Below are 16,892 nucleotides of genomic sequence, written 5' to 3'. Positions count from 1 at the left end.
CTCACTCACCCGCGTCGATGCTGACCCGGTGGACGGTCCGGGAGACGCCCGGCTCGACGGCGGTGGCCTGGTGGAAGGTCGTCTTCGTCTTCCAGATCACGAGGTCCTTGGGCGTCCAGCGGTGGGTGTAGACGTGGTCCTCGTCGGCGAGCAGCTCGTCGACGAGCGAGAAGAACGCCTCGTTCTCGTTGGGGTCGAAGCCCGCGACCGAGTCCATGTACTCGCGGGAACCGTAGAGGTACGGCCGCCCGGTCACCGGGTCGGTCTGCACCAGCGGGTGCTCCACCTTGGGGTGCTCGATGTCGATGAGCGCGCGGAACTCGGCGACGGACAGGCCGACGTGCTCGGGGCGGATGCGCAGCCGCTTGCCGACGGTGTGGACGCCGGTGCGCCCGGCGAGCTTGTCCTTCCACTCCTGGGGCAGCCGGTCGTAGACGTCCAGCGCGCTGGCGTAGAGGGTGTGGCCGCTGGTGCCCGGGACGTTGACGCCGTGGAGCATCGTGTACGGCGCCGGGTCGGCGACGAACGTGGAGTCCTGGTGCCAGAAGTTGCCGACGCGGGCGACGCCCAGCGGCTTGTCGTTCTTGACCTCGTTGGACGAGATCATGATCTCGGGGTACTCCGGGTGCCGGTACTTCTGGATGACGAACGGCACCGGCCGGCCGAGGCGGGCGGCCAGGGAGATCTGCTGCTCGGAGGTGAGCTCCAGCTCGCGTACTACTACGAGTTCGTGGCGCTGGAGCCGGTCCACGAGCTCCTGGAAGACCTCGGGGCGGGTCAGGTCCTCGTAGGTGACGCCGGTGAACTCGGCGCCGATGAACGGGGTGATCTCACGGATCTTCACGATGTCTCTCTCAGTCCTCTGCCAGGCACTGCTTCAGCGCGCCGACGAAACGGTCGATCTGCTCATGGGTGCGGTAGGGCGGGGCGGTGACGCGGAAGCGCTCGCCGCCCCGGGGCACCGAGGGGAAGTTGATGGGCTGGACGTAGATCCCGAACTCGCTGAAGAGGCGCTGGGAGATCCGCCGGACGCGGTCGCTGCCGGGCACCATGACGGGCACCAGGTGGCTCTCGGCGTCGATGAAGTCGATGTTCTCGGCCCGCAGCCGGGCCTTGAGGTACTCGGCGTTGGCCATCACGTCGCGGCGCAGGTCGTTGCCGGTCTGGACGAGTTCCAGGCCCCGGAGGGTGGCGTCCATGCCGGCCTTGGGCAGCGCGGTGGTGAAGATGAAGCCGGGGGCGGTGGAGCGTACGTAGTCCATCGCGACGTCGGGGCCCACGACATAGCCGCCGACCGTGCCGATGGCCTTGCCGAACACGCCCTGGACGAAGGTGGCCCGGTGGTCGCCGAGCAGCTCGGAGAGCCCGGCGCCCGTGGCGCCCATGATGCCGATGGCGTGGGTCTCGTCGAGGAACGTCAGCGCGTTGTGGCGCTCGGCCAGGTCGAGGATGGCCGTCAGGGGCGAGACGTCCCCGTCCATGGAGTAGACGGACTCGAAGACGATCAGCTTCGGGCGGTCGGGGCCGTAGGAGGCGAGGGCCGTCTCCAGCGCGTCGACGTCGTTGTGGGGGAAGACGACCTTCTCGCAGCCGCTGCGGACGATGCCCTCGATCAGGGAGCGGTGGTTGAGGGCGTCCGAGAAGACGACCATGTCCGGGACGGCCGCGATCAGGGTGCTCAGCGTCTCGAAGTTGGCCACGTAGCCGCTGGAGAAGACGAGGGCGCGCTCCTTGCGGTGCCAGTCGGCCAGCCTGGCCTCCAGCTCGACGTGGGTGGAGCTGGTGCCGGCGATGTTGCGCGAGCCGCCGTTGCCGGTGCCGTGGAGGCCGGTCGACTCGGACTGGATCTTGATGAGGTCCGGGTGCTGGCTCATGCCGAGGTAGTCGTTGCTGCACCAGACCTGCACCCGGCGCCCGTGGTGGAGCGTCTGGCCGGGGTCGTCCGCGAGGTGGCCGACGGGAATGAATTCCCGGTAGAGGCCGTCGCTCTTCAGCCTGTCAATCTTCCGTCGGTACACATCGAATATCGCGCCGGAATCCACGGCGCGCACAGCCGTCGTCACTTCTTTGTCTCCGATTTCGTGTGCGGTTTACGGATACGGGGTACCGTCCGTCAGCCCCAGGCCGAGTCGCCCGGGGTGGCCGGGGCCGGTGCGGCCTCCGCCGTCACCACCGAATCCGTGGCCCCGCCCGTCGGAGCCATCGCGCCGAGAGCCGCGAGAAGAGCGACCGTGAACGCGCCAATAAATTTCCGCAAAGAATTCGTGAGCCGCATGGCTCCCGTCCCCCTATTCACCGGCGGGGCGTGATCGCCCTCGCTTCGATAAATCGATCCTGCCCGAGGAACCGAATCGGAAGACAGCCGTCACTGGCATCATGATCATGCAATTGAGGAACCTGAAGGGGGAACGGATGTGCACAAAGGGGAGCAATCCCGGTGTAGTCGACCTCGTCGAGGTGTGCCAGGCGGGCCTGGACGTCTACGGCAGGGCCCTGGAGGAGGGCGGGGTCACGGGTGAGATGCCCGAGTGCCTCACCGCCCTGGGACTGCTCCGGCCCGCGCCCGGTGCCGCCGGCCGGTTCCTGCCCGTGGCCCCGGACGTCGCGGCGGCCGCGCTGGCCCGCCCCGTCGAACGCGCCCTCCTGGAGCACCAGCAGGCCCTCGCCGCCATCCGGGACTCGGTCGCCGGCGCGGAGGCCGTCCACCGCGCCGCCCGGTCGCGCGGGGACCAGTCCGTCCGGCTGCTCCAGGGCAAGGAGGCGATCAGCACGGCCCTGGAACGGGCCGTGGGCGCCTGCCGCGAGGAGATGCTCACGGCCCAGCCGGGCGGCGGCCGGGCGCCGGAGCTGCTGGCCGAGGCGCTCCCCCGCGACCTGGACCTCAGCGGGCGCGGCGTGCGCCAGCGGACGCTCTACCAGCACACCGTGCGCAGCCACGGCCCGACCCTGGCCTACATCGAGCGAATGTCGGCGGCGGGCGCCGAACTGCGCACCCTCAACGAGGTCTTCGACCGGGTGATCGTCTGCGACCGGACGATCGCCTTCATCCCCGACCACCGCTACGAGGTCAACGGCGCGGCCCTCGCCGTCGAGCACCCGGGGATCATCCGCTTCCTGGTCACCGCCTTCGAGAACGCCTGGGCCCGCGCCGAGCCCATCGTCTACACGCCCAGCCACCAGCGCCCGCAGCTGCTCACCAACGAGACCCGCCGCACGGTCCTGAGCCTGATGGTCAGCGGGTACACCGACGACGCCATCGCCGGCCGGCTGGGCCTGAGCACCCGCACGGTGGCCACCCACATCAAGAAGACCGCCGAGACCCTGGGCAGCCGCAGCCGGGCGCAGCTCGCCTATCTCGTGGCGCGCTCGGGGCTGCTGGAGGAGGAGCCGCCGGAGCCGCCGGTGTCCGGATAGGCCGAAGGCCCGGCCCCCGCGAACGCGGGGGCCGGGCCTTCGAAAAGCGGACGCGTGGGGCGTCAGCGCTTGGCGCGGGAAGCCGTGCGGCCGCGCTCCTTCTGGTCCAGGACGACCTTGCGGATGCGGACCGCCTCCGGGGTGACCTCGACGCACTCGTCGTCGCGGCAGAACTCCAGGGACTGCTCCAGCGACAGCTTGCGCGGCGGGACGATCGCCTCGAAGGAGTCGGCGGAGGAGGAGCGCATGTTGGTGAGCTTCTTCTCCTTGGTGATGTTGACGTCCATGTCGTCGGCGCGCGAGTTCTCGCCGACGATCATGCCCTCGTACACCTCGGTGCCCGGGTCGGTGAAGAGGACGCCGCGCTCCTGGAGGTTCGTCATCGCGAAGGCGGTGACGGCACCGGCGCGGTCGGCGACGAGCGAGCCGTTGTTGCGGGTCTTCAGCTCGCCGAACCACGGCTCGTGGCCCTCGTGGATGGAGTGGGCGATACCGGTACCACGGGTGTTCGTCAGGAACTCCGTGCGGAAGCCGATGAGGCCGCGGGACGGGACGACGAACTCCATGCGGACCCAGCCGGAGCCGTGGTTGGACATGTTGTCCATACGGCCCTTGCGGGTGCCCATGAGCTGGGTGACGGCGCCCATGTGCTCCTCGGGGACGTCGACCGTGAGGCGCTCGACCGGCTCGTGGGTCTTGCCGTCGATCTCCTTGGTGACGACCTGCGGCTTGCCGATGGTCATCTCGAAGCCCTCGCGGCGCATCTGCTCGACCAGGATGGCCAGCGCCAGCTCACCGCGGCCCTGCACCTCCCAGGCGTCGGGGCGCTCGGTGTCCAGGACGCGCAGCGAGACGTTACCGATCAGCTCGCGGTCCAGACGGTCCTTGACCTGGCGGGCGGTGACCTTGCGGTCCTTGACGGCGGACTTGGCGTCCGCGCCCTTGCCGGTGCCGCCACGGCCGACCAGCGGCGAGGTGTTGGTGCCGATGGTCATGGAGATCGCGGGCTCGTCGACCGTGATCAGGGGCAGCGCGACCGGGTTCTCCGGGTCGGCCAGGGTCTCACCGATCATGATGTCGGGGATACCGGCGACGGCGCAGATGTCACCGGGGCCGGCCACCTCGGCGGGCTTGCGGGTGAGGGCCTCGGTCATCATCAGCTCGGTGATGCGGACGTTGGAGACCGTGCCGTCGCGCTTGATCCAGGCCACGGTCTGGCCCTTGCGCAGCTCGCCCTGCTCGACGCGGAGCAGCGCGATGCGGCCGAGGAAGTTGTCGGCGTCGAGGTTGGTGACGTGGGCCTGGAGCGGCGCGTCCTCCTCGAACGTCGGGGCCGGGACGTGCGCCAGGATGGTGGAGAAGAACGGCTCCAGGTTCTCGCTGTCGGCGGGGACGGTGCCGTCCTCCGGCTTGGTCAGCGAGGCGATGCCGTCACGGCCGCAGGCGTAGACGATCGGGAACTCGATCTGGTCCTCGTCGGCGTCCAGGTCGAGGAAGAGGTCGTACGTCTCGTTGACGACCTCGTCGATGCGGGAGTCCGGGCGGTCCGTCTTGTTGATGCACAGGATGACCGGCTTGCGCTGCTGGAGCGCCTTGCGGAGCACGAAGCGGGTCTGCGGCAGCGGGCCCTCGGAGGCGTCGACGAGCAGGACGACCGCGTCGACCATCGACAGACCACGCTCGACCTCGCCACCGAAGTCGGCGTGGCCGGGGGTGTCGATGATGTTGATCGTGATCGGGGCGCCGCCGTCCTTGGGGTGGTACTTCACCGCCGTGTTCTTGGCGAGGATCGTGATGCCCTTCTCACGCTCCAGGTCGTTCGAGTCCATGACCCGGTCGTCGACGGAGTCGAGCTGGTGCGCGGCGAAGGCGCCGGCCTGCTTGAGCATGGCGTCGACGATGGTCGTCTTGCCGTGGTCGACGTGGGCGACGATGGCGACGTTACGAATGTCGTGGCGCGTGGGCATACTTGCGGCGCTTCTCCCGGAATCGTGGATGGCGGCGCGTACGGTCCGGTACGCGTGCCTCGCCGGGCGGAACGGGCCACGGCTGCCTTCCATGGTACGGGGACGCCGCGCGCTTGGCGCTCCGGGACCGGGTGCACCCCCGCTGACCTGCGGTTTTACTCCCGGGTCCCCGCGCGGGACAGGGTGGAATCAGCCCCTCCGGCGCTTGCGGACACCGCGCGTCAGCGCTCGAAGCCGATGTCCTGGTACCTCGGGCTGGCCAGCCCGAAGGCGCCGGCGTTGACGACCGTCTTCCGGGCCCCCACCAGCTCCGGCCGCTGGTAGAGCGGCAGGGACGCCGCCACCGCCCAGATCCGGGCGTCCGCCCGGCCGATCAGGTCCCGGGCGGCCTCGTCGTCGAGTTCGGTCGACGCCTGGTCGAAGAGCCGGTCGATCTGGTCGGTGCCGACGCGGGTGTAGTTCTGCTCGACGACCAGGGAGCCGTCGGCCGCCGGCTGGGGCTTGGCGAAGACGGGGCGGGCGTCGGTGGCCGGGTAGGGGCCGGTGGGCCAGCCGTAGAGGGCCAGGTCGAAGTCGCCGGAGGCGATGTGGTCCTTGAAGAAGCCGCCGTCGTCGACGGCGACGAGCTCGGTGCGGACGCCGATGGCGTCCAGCTGGCGGGCGATCCGCTCGCCCACGGCCCGGAGCGGCTCGGCGCCGCTGCCCTTGGGCAGAACGAAGCGGAGGACGAGCTTCTTGCCGTCCTTGAAGCGGGCGGGGGCGGCCCCCGCCTTGCCCCCGTTGTCGTACGCGGTGCCGTGGCCTGCCTTGCCGTCCGCGACGGCGCCCGCGTTGCTCTGGTCGTCACCGCCGCCGTCGTCGTCCTCGTCCCCGTCGTCGCCCTTGCCGAGGCCGGGCACGCCGCCGGTGTCGGCGGCCTTCTTCCCGGGGGCGGCGCCGTGGCCCTCCTTCCAGCCCGCGTCGGTGAGCAGGGCCATGGCGGCGTGGGGGTCGACGGAGCCGACGGCGTCGCTGTTGTCCTCGTAGCCCGGCTGCCCGGCCACCAGGAGGTGGCTGCCGAGCGGCTGGGCGGGCAGGCCCAGGGGGTTGAGGACGTACTCGGCGAGGGCCTTGCGGTCGACGGCCCGGGCGATGGCACGGCGGACGCGCTCGTCCGCGAGCGGGCCGGAGGCGGCGTTGAGGGCGAGCTGGGTGTAGGCGGGCTCCAGGGACTTGCGGACGACCAGGCCGCGCAGGGCGGTCACGTCGGCGGCGGCGGGCTTGTTCGCCCCGTCCAGCCGGGAGCCGTCGGGGCGGGCCCGGCCGCCCGGCGCGGAGGGGCTGCCGACGACGGAGGGGTGGCCCGCCGGCGGGGTCACGGGGGAGCGGCTCCCGGTGAGGCCCGGGGAGCGGCCGTCCTTGTCGGACTTGTCCTTCGGGGCCGCGGTGACCTTCATGATGCGTTCGGCGGCGGCCGGGGTGAGCTCGGCGAGGTCGGCCTTGCCGCTCGCGAGGGCCTCCACGCGCTGGTCGCGCGGGACGGCCCGGAGCACCAGCTTCTCCAGCCGGGCCCGGTCGCCCCACCAGCGGGGGTTGCGGGCGAGGGTGAGCGTGCCCTGCTTGTCGTCCCGGGCGGCGACCTGGAAGGGGCCGGCGGCCTGGGGGGCCTCCTTGCGGAGGGAGTCGTTGAAGGCGGTGCCGTTGCCCATGACGGACTTCGGGTAGAGGGGGGTGAAGAGCGCGGGCCAGTCGGCGAGGCTCTTGGCGAAGGTGACCTTGACCTCGCGGTCGTCCGCGCCGCGCTCGACGCGGTCGATGCGGTCGTAGCCGGCGTTGTGGGCCGCCCAGAAGGCGCTGTCCTTGCCGCGCAGGGCCTTCCACTGGGCCTCGAAGTCGGCGGCGGTGATCGGGCCGCCATCGCCCCAGACGGCCTTCGGGTTGAGCTTGTAGACGACGACCTGCCGGGGGCGGCGCTGGGTGACGGCGGCGGAGACCAGGTAGTCCGGGTCCCGCTGCGGGCGGCCCCGCTCGTCGAGGGTGAACAGGGTGGGCAGCACCGCGCCGGCGACCCGCTGGGTCGCCGCGTCCGCGTCGGACTGGAAGGCGTTGTAGGTGCTGGGCAGCCCGTCGACGGCCCAGGTCAGGGTCCCCCGGTCGGCGACCTTGGCACGGGCGGCGGTCGCGATGTCCCGGGGGGCGGGCGGGCCCTCCGCGTCGTCCTCCTCCCCGCCGCCGGAGCAGCCGGCGAGCAGCGGCAGGGGCAGCAACACGGCGGCCGCGAGGAGGACGGCTCCCCGGCGCGGCCGGCGGGCGCGCCGCGTACGGCCGGCCCGGGAGCGGTCGGCGGCAGCGTCGGCACCGGGCCCGGGCGGGGGCGACGGCGGGGACGACAGGGGTGCCACGCGTGCCATGGGTGCTCCCTCCGCCGGACCGGTCCGGGATCGTTCGCGGCCGGCGCGGTGGCGCCGCGCCAGGGCGTCTGCTGCCGCCCACTGAAAGCGACGGCCCGTTCGAAGCCGTGCCGACACGTCGCCGCCCCGGCCGAGGCCACCCACCCGGCCGAACGAAGAGGCGGCCAAAGGGGGTCGGGTGAACGCGTTCCGCCATTGGCGCGATCGCGGCGGCTATCTTCCCCTCAAGGGGTGTGACGCGCGACACTCTCTGTCGCATGACCGGGCGCCACCCGCCATCACCGAAGCGGAAGGCCACATCATGTCCGTCAACGATGACTTGAACGCCATTCAACGCAGCCTCGACGAGCTCGGCCGCTCGGTGGACCGGCTGGAGAGGCAGCTGGGCAAGGGCGGGCTGGAAGTGCGCAGGCTGCGCACCGACTCGGACCATCTCCGCGACGACCTGGCCCTGCTCCGGGAGCGCGCCACGCGGTCCGGGCGGCAGCAGCAGCCGGTCCAGCAGATGGTGACGATCCCCGACGCCCCGTACGACACGTCGCTGTGGACGGACGCGGACGAGGAGGGGCTCGGCTGCCGGGACCGGCGCGCGCCCTAGGGGCCGTCGCGCAGCGGCGAGTCCACCGTCCACTCCTGACCGGAGTCCTCCTTGGCCACTGGTACCGACCCCGAAACCGCCGCCACGGGCCACGCGCCCGCGCGCGGCGTCCACCACTCCACGCGCGCCGCGATCCCGGCCCCCCATCTGCGCGCCGACCGCTGGTGGCTGTCACCCGCCGTCACGGCCGCCGGGCTGCTCGCCTTCGTCGTGTACTCCACCTGGCGGGCCTTCGCCGGCACCGACTACTACGCGGCCCCCTACGTCTCGCCCTTCTACTCCCCCTGTCTCGCCGACAACTGCGTGGAGATGAAGGGCGGCGCCGACTGGGGGCTCGTCGGCTCGTGGTGGGGGCTGTCGCCCGCCCTGCTGGTGCTGATCTTCCCGCTGGGCTTCCGGCTGACCTGCTACTACTACCGCAAGGCGTACTACCGGGGGTTCTGGGCCTCTCCCCCGGCCTGCGCGGTGCCCGAGCCGCACAAGAAGTACAGCGGTGAGACGCGCTTCCCGCTGATCCTCCAGAACGTCCACCGCTACTTCTTCTACTTCGCGGTGCTCGTCGCGGGGATCCTCACCTACGACGCGGTCCTGGGCTTCCGCGACGCGGACGGCGCCTGGGGCCACATGGGGCTCGGCACGCTCGTCCTGCTCGCCAACATCGCGCTGATCTGGGCGTACACGCTGTCCTGCCACTCCTGCCGGCACATCGTCGGCGGCCGGCTGCGCAACTTCTCCAAGCACCCCGTGCGCTACCGCATGTGGGGCTGGGTGAGCGCGCTCAACGCCCGCCACATGCAGCTGGCCTGGGCGTCGCTGGTGAGCGTGGCGGTGGCGGACTTCTACGTCTATCTGCTCGCGAGCGGCGCCTTCAGCGACCCGCGCCTCTTCTGACATCCGTCCGACAGACGCGCGCTTCTTCTGACAAACGAACAAAGGGATCTTCTCTCACATGACTCGGGTGGACCGGCAGTCCTGGGACGTGGTCGTGGTGGGCGCCGGGGGCGCCGGGCTGCGGGCGGCGATCGAGGCGCGCGAGCAGGGGCTGCGCTGCGCGGTGATCTGCAAATCGCTGTTCGGCAAGGCGCACACGGTGATGGCGGAGGGCGGCATCGCCGCCTCCATGGCCAACGTCAACCACAACGACAACTGGCAGGTGCACTTCCGCGACACCATGCGCGGCGGCAAGTTCCTCAACAACTGGCGGATGGCCGAGCTCCACGCCCAGGAGGCCCCCGACCGGGTGTGGGAGCTGGAGACCTGGGGGGCCGTCTTCGACCGCACCCCGGACGGCCGGATCTCCCAGCGGAACTTCGGCGGCCACGAGTACCCGCGGCTGGCACACGTCGGCGACCGTACGGGCCTGGAGCTGATCCGCACCCTCCAGCAGAAGATCGTCTCGCTCCAGCAGGAGGACCGGCGGGAGTACGGGGACTACGAGGCGCGGCTGAAGGTCTTCCAGGAGTGCACGGTCACCCGGGTCCTCAAGGAGGGCGGCAGGGTCTCCGGCGTCTTCGGCTACGAGCGCGAGTCCGGCCGCTTCTTCGTCATCGAGGCGCCGGCGGTGGTGCTGGCGACCGGCGGCATCGGCAAGTCGTTCAAGGTGACCTCGAACTCCTGGGAGTACACGGGCGACGGGCACGCGCTGGCGCTGCTGGCGGGGGCCCGGCTGGTCAACATGGAGTTCGTGCAGTTCCACCCGACGGGCATGGTCTGGCCGCCGTCGGTGAAGGGCATCCTCGTCACCGAGTCGGTGCGCGGCGACGGCGGGGTGCTGCGCAACAGCGACGGCAAACGGTTCATGTTCGACTACGTGCCGGACGTGTTCAAGGAGAAGTACGCCGAGTCCGAGGCCGAGGGCGACCGCTGGTACACCGACCCGGACAACAACCGCCGTCCGCCGGAGCTGCTCCCCCGCGACGAGGTGGCGCGCGCCATCAACGCGGAGGTCAAGGCGGGCCGGGGCTCCCCGCACGGCGGGGTGTTCCTGGACGTGTCGACGCGGATGCCGGCCGAGGCGATCAAACGGAAGCTGCCGTCCATGCACCACCAGTTCAAGGAGCTGGCGGACGTGGACATCACGGCCGAGCCCATGGAGGTCGGCCCGACCTGCCACTACGTCATGGGCGGGGTGGAGGTGGAGCCGGACACCGCCGCCGCCGTGGGCGTGCCGGGCCTCTTCGCGGCGGGCGAGGTCGCGGGCGGGATGCACGGCTCCAACCGGCTCGGCGGCAACTCGCTGTCCGACCTGCTGGTGTTCGGGCGGCGCGCTGGGCTGTACGCGGCGCGGTACGCGGCCGCCTTCGCCACGGAGGCGGCGCCCGTGGTCGCGGACGCCGACGTCGAGCTGGCGGAGGCGGAGGCGCTGCGGCCGTTCGGGGCGGAGGCGCCGGACGGGGCGGCCGAGAACCCGTACACCCTCCACCAGGAGCTCCAGCAGGGGATGAGCGACCTGGTCGGCATCATCCGCCGGTCCGGGGAGATGGAGGAGGCGCTCCACCGGCTGTCCGGGCTGCGGGCGCGGGCCCGGCGGGCCGGGGTGGAGGGCCACCGGCAGTTCAACCCGGGCTGGCACCTGGCGCTGGACCTGCGGAACATGCTGCTGGTCAGCGAGTGCGTGGCGCGGGCGGCGCTGGAGCGCGAGGAGAGCCGGGGCGGCCACACCCGGGACGATCACCCGGGGATGGACCGGCGGTGGCGGCGGATCAATCTGGTCTGCCGGCTGGCCGACGAGTCGGCCGAGCCGGCCGCGGCGGACTCCGCGCTGGGGCTGGTGCGGCTGGAGCGGCAGGAGGCGCAGCCGATCCGGGAGGATCTGCTGGCGCTCTTCGAGAAGGAAGAACTGGCGAAGTACCTGACCGACGAGGAGCTCACGTCATGAGTTATCAGGCCCGCTTCAAGGTGTGGCGGGGCGATGCGGACGGTGGCGGCCTCGCCGACTTCGAGGTGACCGTCAACGAGGGCGAGGTCGTCCTCGACGTCGTCCACCGCCTCCAGGCGACTGCGGCGCCGGACCTCGCGGTGCGCTGGAACTGCAAGGCGGGCAAGTGCGGTTCGTGCAGCGCGGAGATCAACGGCCGGCCCCGGCTGCTGTGCATGACCCGGATGTCGGTCTTCGACCCGGCGGAGACGGTCACGATCACCCCGCTGCGGGCCTTCCCGGTGCTGCGGGACCTGGTCACGGACGTGTCGTACAACTACGCCAAGGCGCGTGAGGTGCCCTCCTTCGTCCCGCCCGCCGAACTGGGGCCCGGGCAGTACCGGATGAAGCAGGAGGACGTGAACCGCGTCCAGGAGTTCCGCAAGTGCATCGAGTGCTTCCTGTGCCAGAACACCTGCCATGTGGTGAGGGACCACGAGGAGAACAAGCAGGCGTTCGCCGGGCCGCGCTTCCTGATGCGCGTCGCCGAGCTGGACATGCACCCGCTGGACGCGGCCGCCGAGGCCGGGGTGGACCGCAGGCGGGGGGCGCGCGAGGAGCACGGGCTGGGGTACTGCAACATCACCAAGTGCTGCACCGAGGTCTGCCCCGAGCACATCAAGATCACGGACAATGCCCTGATCCCGCTGAAGGAGCGGGTCGTCGACCGCTCGTACGATCCGCTGGTGTGGCTGGGGAGCAAGATCCGGCGCCGGAAGGCGTAGCGGGCCATCGCCTCCCCGTCCGCCATCCGGCGTAGCCGGGGTACGTCCGACCGGGCGCACGAGACCCGGCGCGCGATCGGCGGCGTGCGTAACGGCGGAGGCGCCCGCACATGGGCGTGAACACCCTCCGTATAACCTCGCACGCCCCCGGTAGCGGGTCGGCCAATCCGGTCATACGCTCCAAAACGTGACGCGGCTTTCGTGGGGTTACGGGCCGAGGGCGCCGGGCTGGGCCATGATCTGCGCCCTCGTCGCACTGTGCGCCCTCCTGCTGCCGACCGTGCCCGCCTCGCGCGCCGACACCCCGCTCGACCTGGACGCCGCCGGCCGGATCACCGACACGGTCGGCGCGCTGGGCAAACGGCGCACCCAGGTCGAGGCCGCCCTGGACCGGCTGCACACCGACCACCACATCCAGCTCTACGTCACCTACGTCCACGACTTCTCCGGCCGCGCCGCCCACACCTGGGCCGACGCCACGGCCGACCGCAACGGCTTCGGCCCCCACGACATCCTCCTGGCCATCGCCACCCACGGCGGCCAGTACGCCGTCTCGGCCGACAAGCAGTCCGGCTTCCGCAAGGACCAGCTGGAGCTGGTCGCCACCGCCGCCATCGCCCCCGCCCTCCGGGAGCACGACTGGGCCGGGGCCGCCATCGGCGCCGCCGACGGCTACCGGGCCGTGCTCCGGGGCGAGCCGGTGCACGCCCCCCTCATCCTGCCCGGCACCACCGACCCGGGCGGCGACGGCCTCCTCCCCGGCCACCGCGCGGTCTGGGTGCCCATCGCGGGCGGCGCCTTCGTCCTCCTCACCGGCCTGGCCCTGCGCTCCCGGCGGGCCCGCACCGCCGCCCGCCGCCGCCCCGGCGAGGCCCGCGACGGCGGGCGCGGCCGCGAGCGCCCGGCCGTCGCCACGAGCACCGAACCGGGCCTGGCCCGGCTGGCGCAGCCCCTCACCCCGCTGCCCGACCTGGACGCCGAGGCGTCGGCGAACCTCGTCGACACCGACGACGCCGTCCGCACCAGCGCCGAGGAACTCCGCTTCGCCACGGCCCAGCTGGGCCCGGCCGCCACCCGGCCGTTCGCCGAGGCCGTCGCCTACGCCCGCGGCGAGCTGGCCGACGCCTTCCGGCTCCGTCAGCACCTGGACGACGCCCCCTACGAGGAGGAACGGATCCGCCGGCACGCCCTGGACGAGATCTGCTCCCGCTGCACCAGCGCCAACCGGCGCCTCGACGCCGAGTCCGAGGCCTTCGACCGGCTCCGGGACCTCAAGGCCAACGCCGCCGGCATCCTCGACCGCGCCGAGGCCACCGCCCGCGCCCTCGCCCCGCGCCTCGCCGCCGCCGAGGCCGCGCTCGCCGCCCTCGCCCGCTGCCGCGCGCGCAGCGCGCTGGCCCCCGTCGCGGAGCACGTCGCGGAGGCCCGCGACCGGCTCTCCTTCGCCGACACCGCGCTCGCCGAGGCCCGCACGGCCCTCCTGGTCGCCGACCCCGACCACGCCGCGGTCTCCGTGCGCGCCGCCGAGGCCGCCCTCTCCCAGGCCGCCACCCTCACCGCCGCCGTCCTCCGCCACACCCACGCCCTCACCGCCGCCACGACCCGGCTCCACGCCGTCCTCGCCGAGGCCGCCCACCGGCCCGACGCGGCCCCGGCCCTGAAGGCCGCCCGCCGCGCGATGGCCCACGGCCCCTACGACCCCCGCGAGGTGCTGCGCCTCCTCGACGAGGCCATGACCATCGAGGCGCGGGCCGCGCGCACGGTGCTGGCCGCCCGCGCGGAGGTGTCGGCGGCACGCGACTACATCAGCACCCACCGGGGCGCGATCGGCTGCCGGGCGCGCACCCGGCTGACGGAGGCGGAGCGGCACATCGCCCTGTGCGGCGACGACGTGCCGACCGCCGTCGCGAAGGCGACGCGCGCGATGGCCCTCGCGCAGCAGGCGCGGGCGCTGGCGGAGGACGACGTCGTCACGTACGGCACGTCGTACGACGCCGAGTCGACCCCGGAGCCGGCACGGGTGCTGGGCGGGGCGCTGCTCGGGGGAATCATCCTGGCGGGGTTGCTGCCCGCCACGTTCGGCGGCGGGGCGACCAGGGGCCGGCTGGCGGGGTGAGGATGCCCCGGTCCCGCCCTTTCACCGTTTCCTGGGGCAAGCCCCAGCCCCCCGTTCCGCGCTGACGCGCCCCGTAAGGGGCGCGGGGAACTGCGCGACCAGCCACGACGCACCCGCAGTCAAACTCAGTACAGGCTCAGCAACGCCTCCACCGCGTCCGGCGCGGGCGAATCCCCATCGGGGAGCCCCAGCTCGAACCACACGGTCTTGCCGTGGGGGATGCGACGGCTGCCCCAGGCGGCGCTCAGCAAGCCCACCAGCTGCAGCCCCCGCCCCCCCTCGTCCGTATCCCGCGCCCGCCGCCGCCGAGGCTGCACGTGCCCGCTGTCCCAGACCTCGCACACGAGCGTCCGGTCCAGCAGCAGCCGCAGCCGGATCTCGCCCTCGCCGTACCGCAGGGCGTTGGTGACCAGCTCGCTGACCAGCAGCTCCGTGGTGTCGACGAGATCCCCGAGCTCCCAGCCCTCCAGCTGCTCGCGGGCCAGCTCACGGGCCCGGGCGACCGAGCGGGGCTCGGGCGGCAGGGTCCAGTCGCCGACGCAGCCGGGGCTCAGGCCGCGCAGCCGGGCCATCAGCAGGGCGATGTCGTCCTCGCCGTGGTGGGTGTCCAGGGCGCTGAGGACGTGGTCGCAGACGTCCTCCAGGGGCCGCTCGGGGTCGGCGAGGGCCTCGCGGAAGGCGTGGAGGCCCTCGTCGAGGGGATGGTCTCGGGACTCGACGAGGCCGTCGGTGTAGAGGGCGAGCAGCGCCCCGTCCGGGAGCTCGATCTCGGTCTCCTCGAAGGGCTCGCCGCCCACGCCCAGCGGCATGCCGGGCGGCACCTCCAGGAGCATCGCGGGCTCCCCGGCCTCGACGAGGACGGGCGGCAGATGGCCGGCGTTGGCGACCGTGCAGCGCCGGGTGACCGGGTCGTACACGGCGTAGACGCACGTCGCGAGGTAGACCTCGGAGAGGTCGGCGGGGCGTACCGAGCCGCGCACGCCGCGCGAGGCGGACTGCTTGCCGCCGGGGCGGCCGAGGCCGTGGGCGATCTCGTCGAGGGCGGAGAGCACCTCGGCCGGCTCCAGGTCGAGCATGGCCAGGGTGCGGACGGCCGTGCGGAGCTCGCCCATGGCGACGGCGGCCCGCAGGCCGCGGCCCATGACGTCGCCGACGACGAGGGCCGTGCGGTGCCCGGGCAGCTCGATGACGTCGAACCAGTCGCCGCCGACCTCGGTGGCGGCGTTGCCGGGCAGATAGCGGCAGGCGATCTCGACGCCGGCGGCCTCCGGGTCGCCGGGGGGCAGCAGGCTGCGCTGGAGGATCAGGGCGCGCTCGTGCTCACGGCGGTAGAGGCGGGCGTTGTCGATGCAGACGGCCGCGCGGGCGGCGAGCTCGACGGCGAGGGCCGTGTCCCGCTCGCCGAAGGGCTCGCTGCCCTTCGTACGGGAGAACTGGATGATGCCCAGCACCGCGTCCCGGGCGACCATCGGCACGGCGAGGGTGGACTGCACGACGGCGCCGAGCCCGTCGCCGTCCTCGCTCTCACGGCCGGGCACGACCTGGACGTGGGCGGTGCGCAGGGCCTGGGCGCACGGCGAGTGGAAAGGGTAGCGGTGGACCTCTCCGACCTGGACGGGCTTGGCGCCGGTCCCGGCGACCGGCGCCCCGGAGACGGCGCTGGAGTAGGCCACGCGGCGCAGCTCGGCGCTGCCGTCGGCGAGCCCCGGCGGGGCCTCGTCGCCGGCGAGCAGGCCCTGGTAGAGGTCGACGGAGGCGAGGTCGCAGAACTGCGGGACGGCCACGTCGAGGAGTTCGCGGGCGGTCTTCTCCAGGTCGAGGGAGTTGCCGATGCGGGCGCCGGCCTCGTTGAGGAGGGCCAGGTTGCGGCGGACGCCGGCGGCCTCGCGCTCCGCGCGGCGCCGCCCGGTGACGTCGGTGGCGATCGCGGCGACCCCGATGGGGCGGCCGCTGCCGCTGTGCAGCCGGTAGAGCGAGACGGACCAGCGGCGGCGTTCGTTGTGGCCGGGCACGGGGCCGACGAGCTGGATGTCCGCCACCGGTTTGCCGGTGTCGAGGACCTGGCGCAGGGCGGCGGTGAGCCGGTCGGCCTCGGTGCGGGGCAGGAAGTCGTGCGGGGTGCGGCCGCGGTGCCAGGCGGCGGGGCGGCCGAAAGTCTGGGCGAAACTCTCGTTGACGCGCAGCAGGGTCAGGTCCGTGCCGAAGAAGAAGAAGCCGAGCGGAGATTGGCCGAAAACGGCTTCCGAGGCGGCGATGTCCGTCTCTATTCCGCGCAGCGCCCGGACGTCGACGGCGACGCAGAGCGCGGCACGGTCGCCGCGGCCGTTCTCACTGGGCATCACATAGATCTCGGCGAGGCCCTCCTGCGGGTCGTCCCGCTCGCCGCGCTGATAGGGCACCAGGCCCGTCCAGGCCCGGCCGTCGAGCCCGCCCTCGGTGAGGAAGGGCGCGGCGGGGGCCCGCCCGCGCCGGCCGTCCCGGACGGGGGCCAGGACCTCCAGGGGGTCCCGGCCGACGGCCTGCCGGGCCGTTATTCCGAAGAGCTCGGCGGCCCGCTCGCTCCATTGGTCGATCCGGCCGTCCGGGCCGAGGGAGAACGACGCCACGCGGATGTGGTCGTACAGGGAGCCGGGCGGACTGTTCTGCCACATGACCGTGGCGTCCCTGCTCTCTGGCCTGCCCGCCGTACCCGCTGGCTTTTCGCTCACGTGCCCGTCCCCTCCGGCTCTCGTGCTCGCACCGGCATCAGAAGGCCGAGTATCCAG

General features: G+C 72.7%; 11 protein-coding genes. 6 read left to right on the top strand and 5 right to left on the bottom strand.

Translation table 11 applies throughout. The features are described 5' to 3' along the window. Position 1: 1 nt before the first annotated feature. Positions 2–844, bottom strand: coding sequence for a TauD/TfdA dioxygenase family protein (locus tag ACX9I7_RS18160; protein WP_459387887.1), 843 nt, complete (start codon positions 842–844; stop codon positions 2–4). Between the two features lie 10 nt (positions 845–854). Next, positions 855–2,051, bottom strand: a complete 1,197-nt coding sequence (gene hemA, locus ACX9I7_RS18155; RefSeq protein WP_459387886.1) for a 5-aminolevulinate synthase — start codon at positions 2,049–2,051, stop codon at positions 855–857. Positions 2,052–2,412: 361 nt separating this feature from the next. On the opposite strand from hemA, the gene ACX9I7_RS18150 reads away from it, so the two are divergent. Next, the gene (locus ACX9I7_RS18150) at positions 2,413–3,414 is read left to right on the top strand and encodes a helix-turn-helix transcriptional regulator (protein WP_387566732.1); all 1,002 of its coding nucleotides are present in this window, start codon (positions 2,413–2,415) and stop codon (positions 3,412–3,414) included. Between the two features lie 62 nt (positions 3,415–3,476). On the opposite strand, the gene typA is transcribed toward ACX9I7_RS18150, so the two are convergent. Next, positions 3,477–5,381, bottom strand: a complete 1,905-nt coding sequence (typA, locus tag ACX9I7_RS18145) for a translational GTPase TypA (RefSeq protein ID WP_387566735.1) — start codon at positions 5,379–5,381, stop codon at positions 3,477–3,479. A 221-nt stretch (positions 5,382–5,602) separates the two neighbouring features. Then, entirely contained in the window at positions 5,603–7,771 is a 2,169-nt protein-coding gene (locus tag ACX9I7_RS18140; RefSeq protein ID WP_387566738.1) for an ABC transporter family substrate-binding protein, read from the bottom strand. 301 nt (positions 7,772–8,072) lie between these two features. Here ACX9I7_RS18140 and ACX9I7_RS18135 point away from each other — a divergent pair, with 301 nt between their 5' ends. The 5 genes from ACX9I7_RS18135 (at position 8,073) to ACX9I7_RS18115 (ending at position 14,127) form a co-directional block, all read left to right on the top strand. Beyond that, entirely contained in the window at positions 8,073–8,369 is a 297-nt protein-coding gene (locus ACX9I7_RS18135) for a hypothetical protein (protein ID WP_358624412.1), read from the top strand. A 51-nt stretch (positions 8,370–8,420) separates the two neighbouring features. After that, entirely contained in the window at positions 8,421–9,260 is an 840-nt protein-coding gene (locus ACX9I7_RS18130; RefSeq protein WP_459387885.1) for a hypothetical protein, read from the top strand. Positions 9,261–9,318: 58 nt separating this feature from the next. Next, the gene (locus ACX9I7_RS18125; RefSeq protein WP_459387884.1) at positions 9,319–11,247 is read left to right on the top strand and encodes a fumarate reductase/succinate dehydrogenase flavoprotein subunit; all 1,929 of its coding nucleotides are present in this window, start codon (positions 9,319–9,321) and stop codon (positions 11,245–11,247) included. Further along, positions 11,244–12,011: a succinate dehydrogenase/fumarate reductase iron-sulfur subunit gene (locus ACX9I7_RS18120; RefSeq protein WP_189451635.1), complete on the top strand. Its 768-nt coding sequence runs from the start codon at positions 11,244–11,246 to the stop codon at positions 12,009–12,011. The genes ACX9I7_RS18125 and ACX9I7_RS18120 overlap by 4 nt, the downstream gene beginning before the upstream one ends. A 187-nt stretch (positions 12,012–12,198) precedes the next feature. After that, positions 12,199–14,127, top strand: a complete 1,929-nt coding sequence (locus ACX9I7_RS18115; RefSeq protein ID WP_387566747.1) for a TPM domain-containing protein — start codon at positions 12,199–12,201, stop codon at positions 14,125–14,127. 125 nt (positions 14,128–14,252) lie between these two features. Here ACX9I7_RS18115 and ACX9I7_RS18110 read toward each other — a convergent pair whose 3' ends face one another. Next, positions 14,253–16,778: a SpoIIE family protein phosphatase gene (locus ACX9I7_RS18110; protein WP_387567306.1), complete on the bottom strand. Its 2,526-nt coding sequence runs from the start codon at positions 16,776–16,778 to the stop codon at positions 14,253–14,255. Positions 16,779–16,892 lie beyond the last annotated feature (114 nt).

Source organism: Streptomyces sp. L500, from assembly GCF_054551825.1.
This window is presented reverse-complemented; position numbering and strand designations above follow the sequence as displayed.

Excerpts from the sequence above, each read along its gene's own strand:
- ACX9I7_RS18150 (WP_387566732.1), top strand. The coding sequence starts at position 2,413 with ATGTGCACAAAGGGGAGCAATCCCGGTGTAGTCGACCTCGTCGAGGTG.
- typA (WP_387566735.1), bottom strand. The coding sequence starts at position 5,381 with ATGCCCACGCGCCACGACATTCGTAACGTCGCCATCGTCGCCCACGTC.
- ACX9I7_RS18140 (WP_387566738.1), bottom strand. The coding sequence starts at position 7,771 with ATGGCACGCGTGGCACCCCTGTCGTCCCCGCCGTCGCCCCCGCCCGGG.
- ACX9I7_RS18135 (WP_358624412.1), top strand. The coding sequence starts at position 8,073 with ATGTCCGTCAACGATGACTTGAACGCCATTCAACGCAGCCTCGACGAG.
- ACX9I7_RS18125 (WP_459387884.1), top strand. The coding sequence starts at position 9,319 with ATGACTCGGGTGGACCGGCAGTCCTGGGACGTGGTCGTGGTGGGCGCC.
- ACX9I7_RS18120 (WP_189451635.1), top strand. The coding sequence starts at position 11,244 with ATGAGTTATCAGGCCCGCTTCAAGGTGTGGCGGGGCGATGCGGACGGT.
- ACX9I7_RS18110 (WP_387567306.1), bottom strand. The coding sequence starts at position 16,778 with ATGTGGCAGAACAGTCCGCCCGGCTCCCTGTACGACCACATCCGCGTG.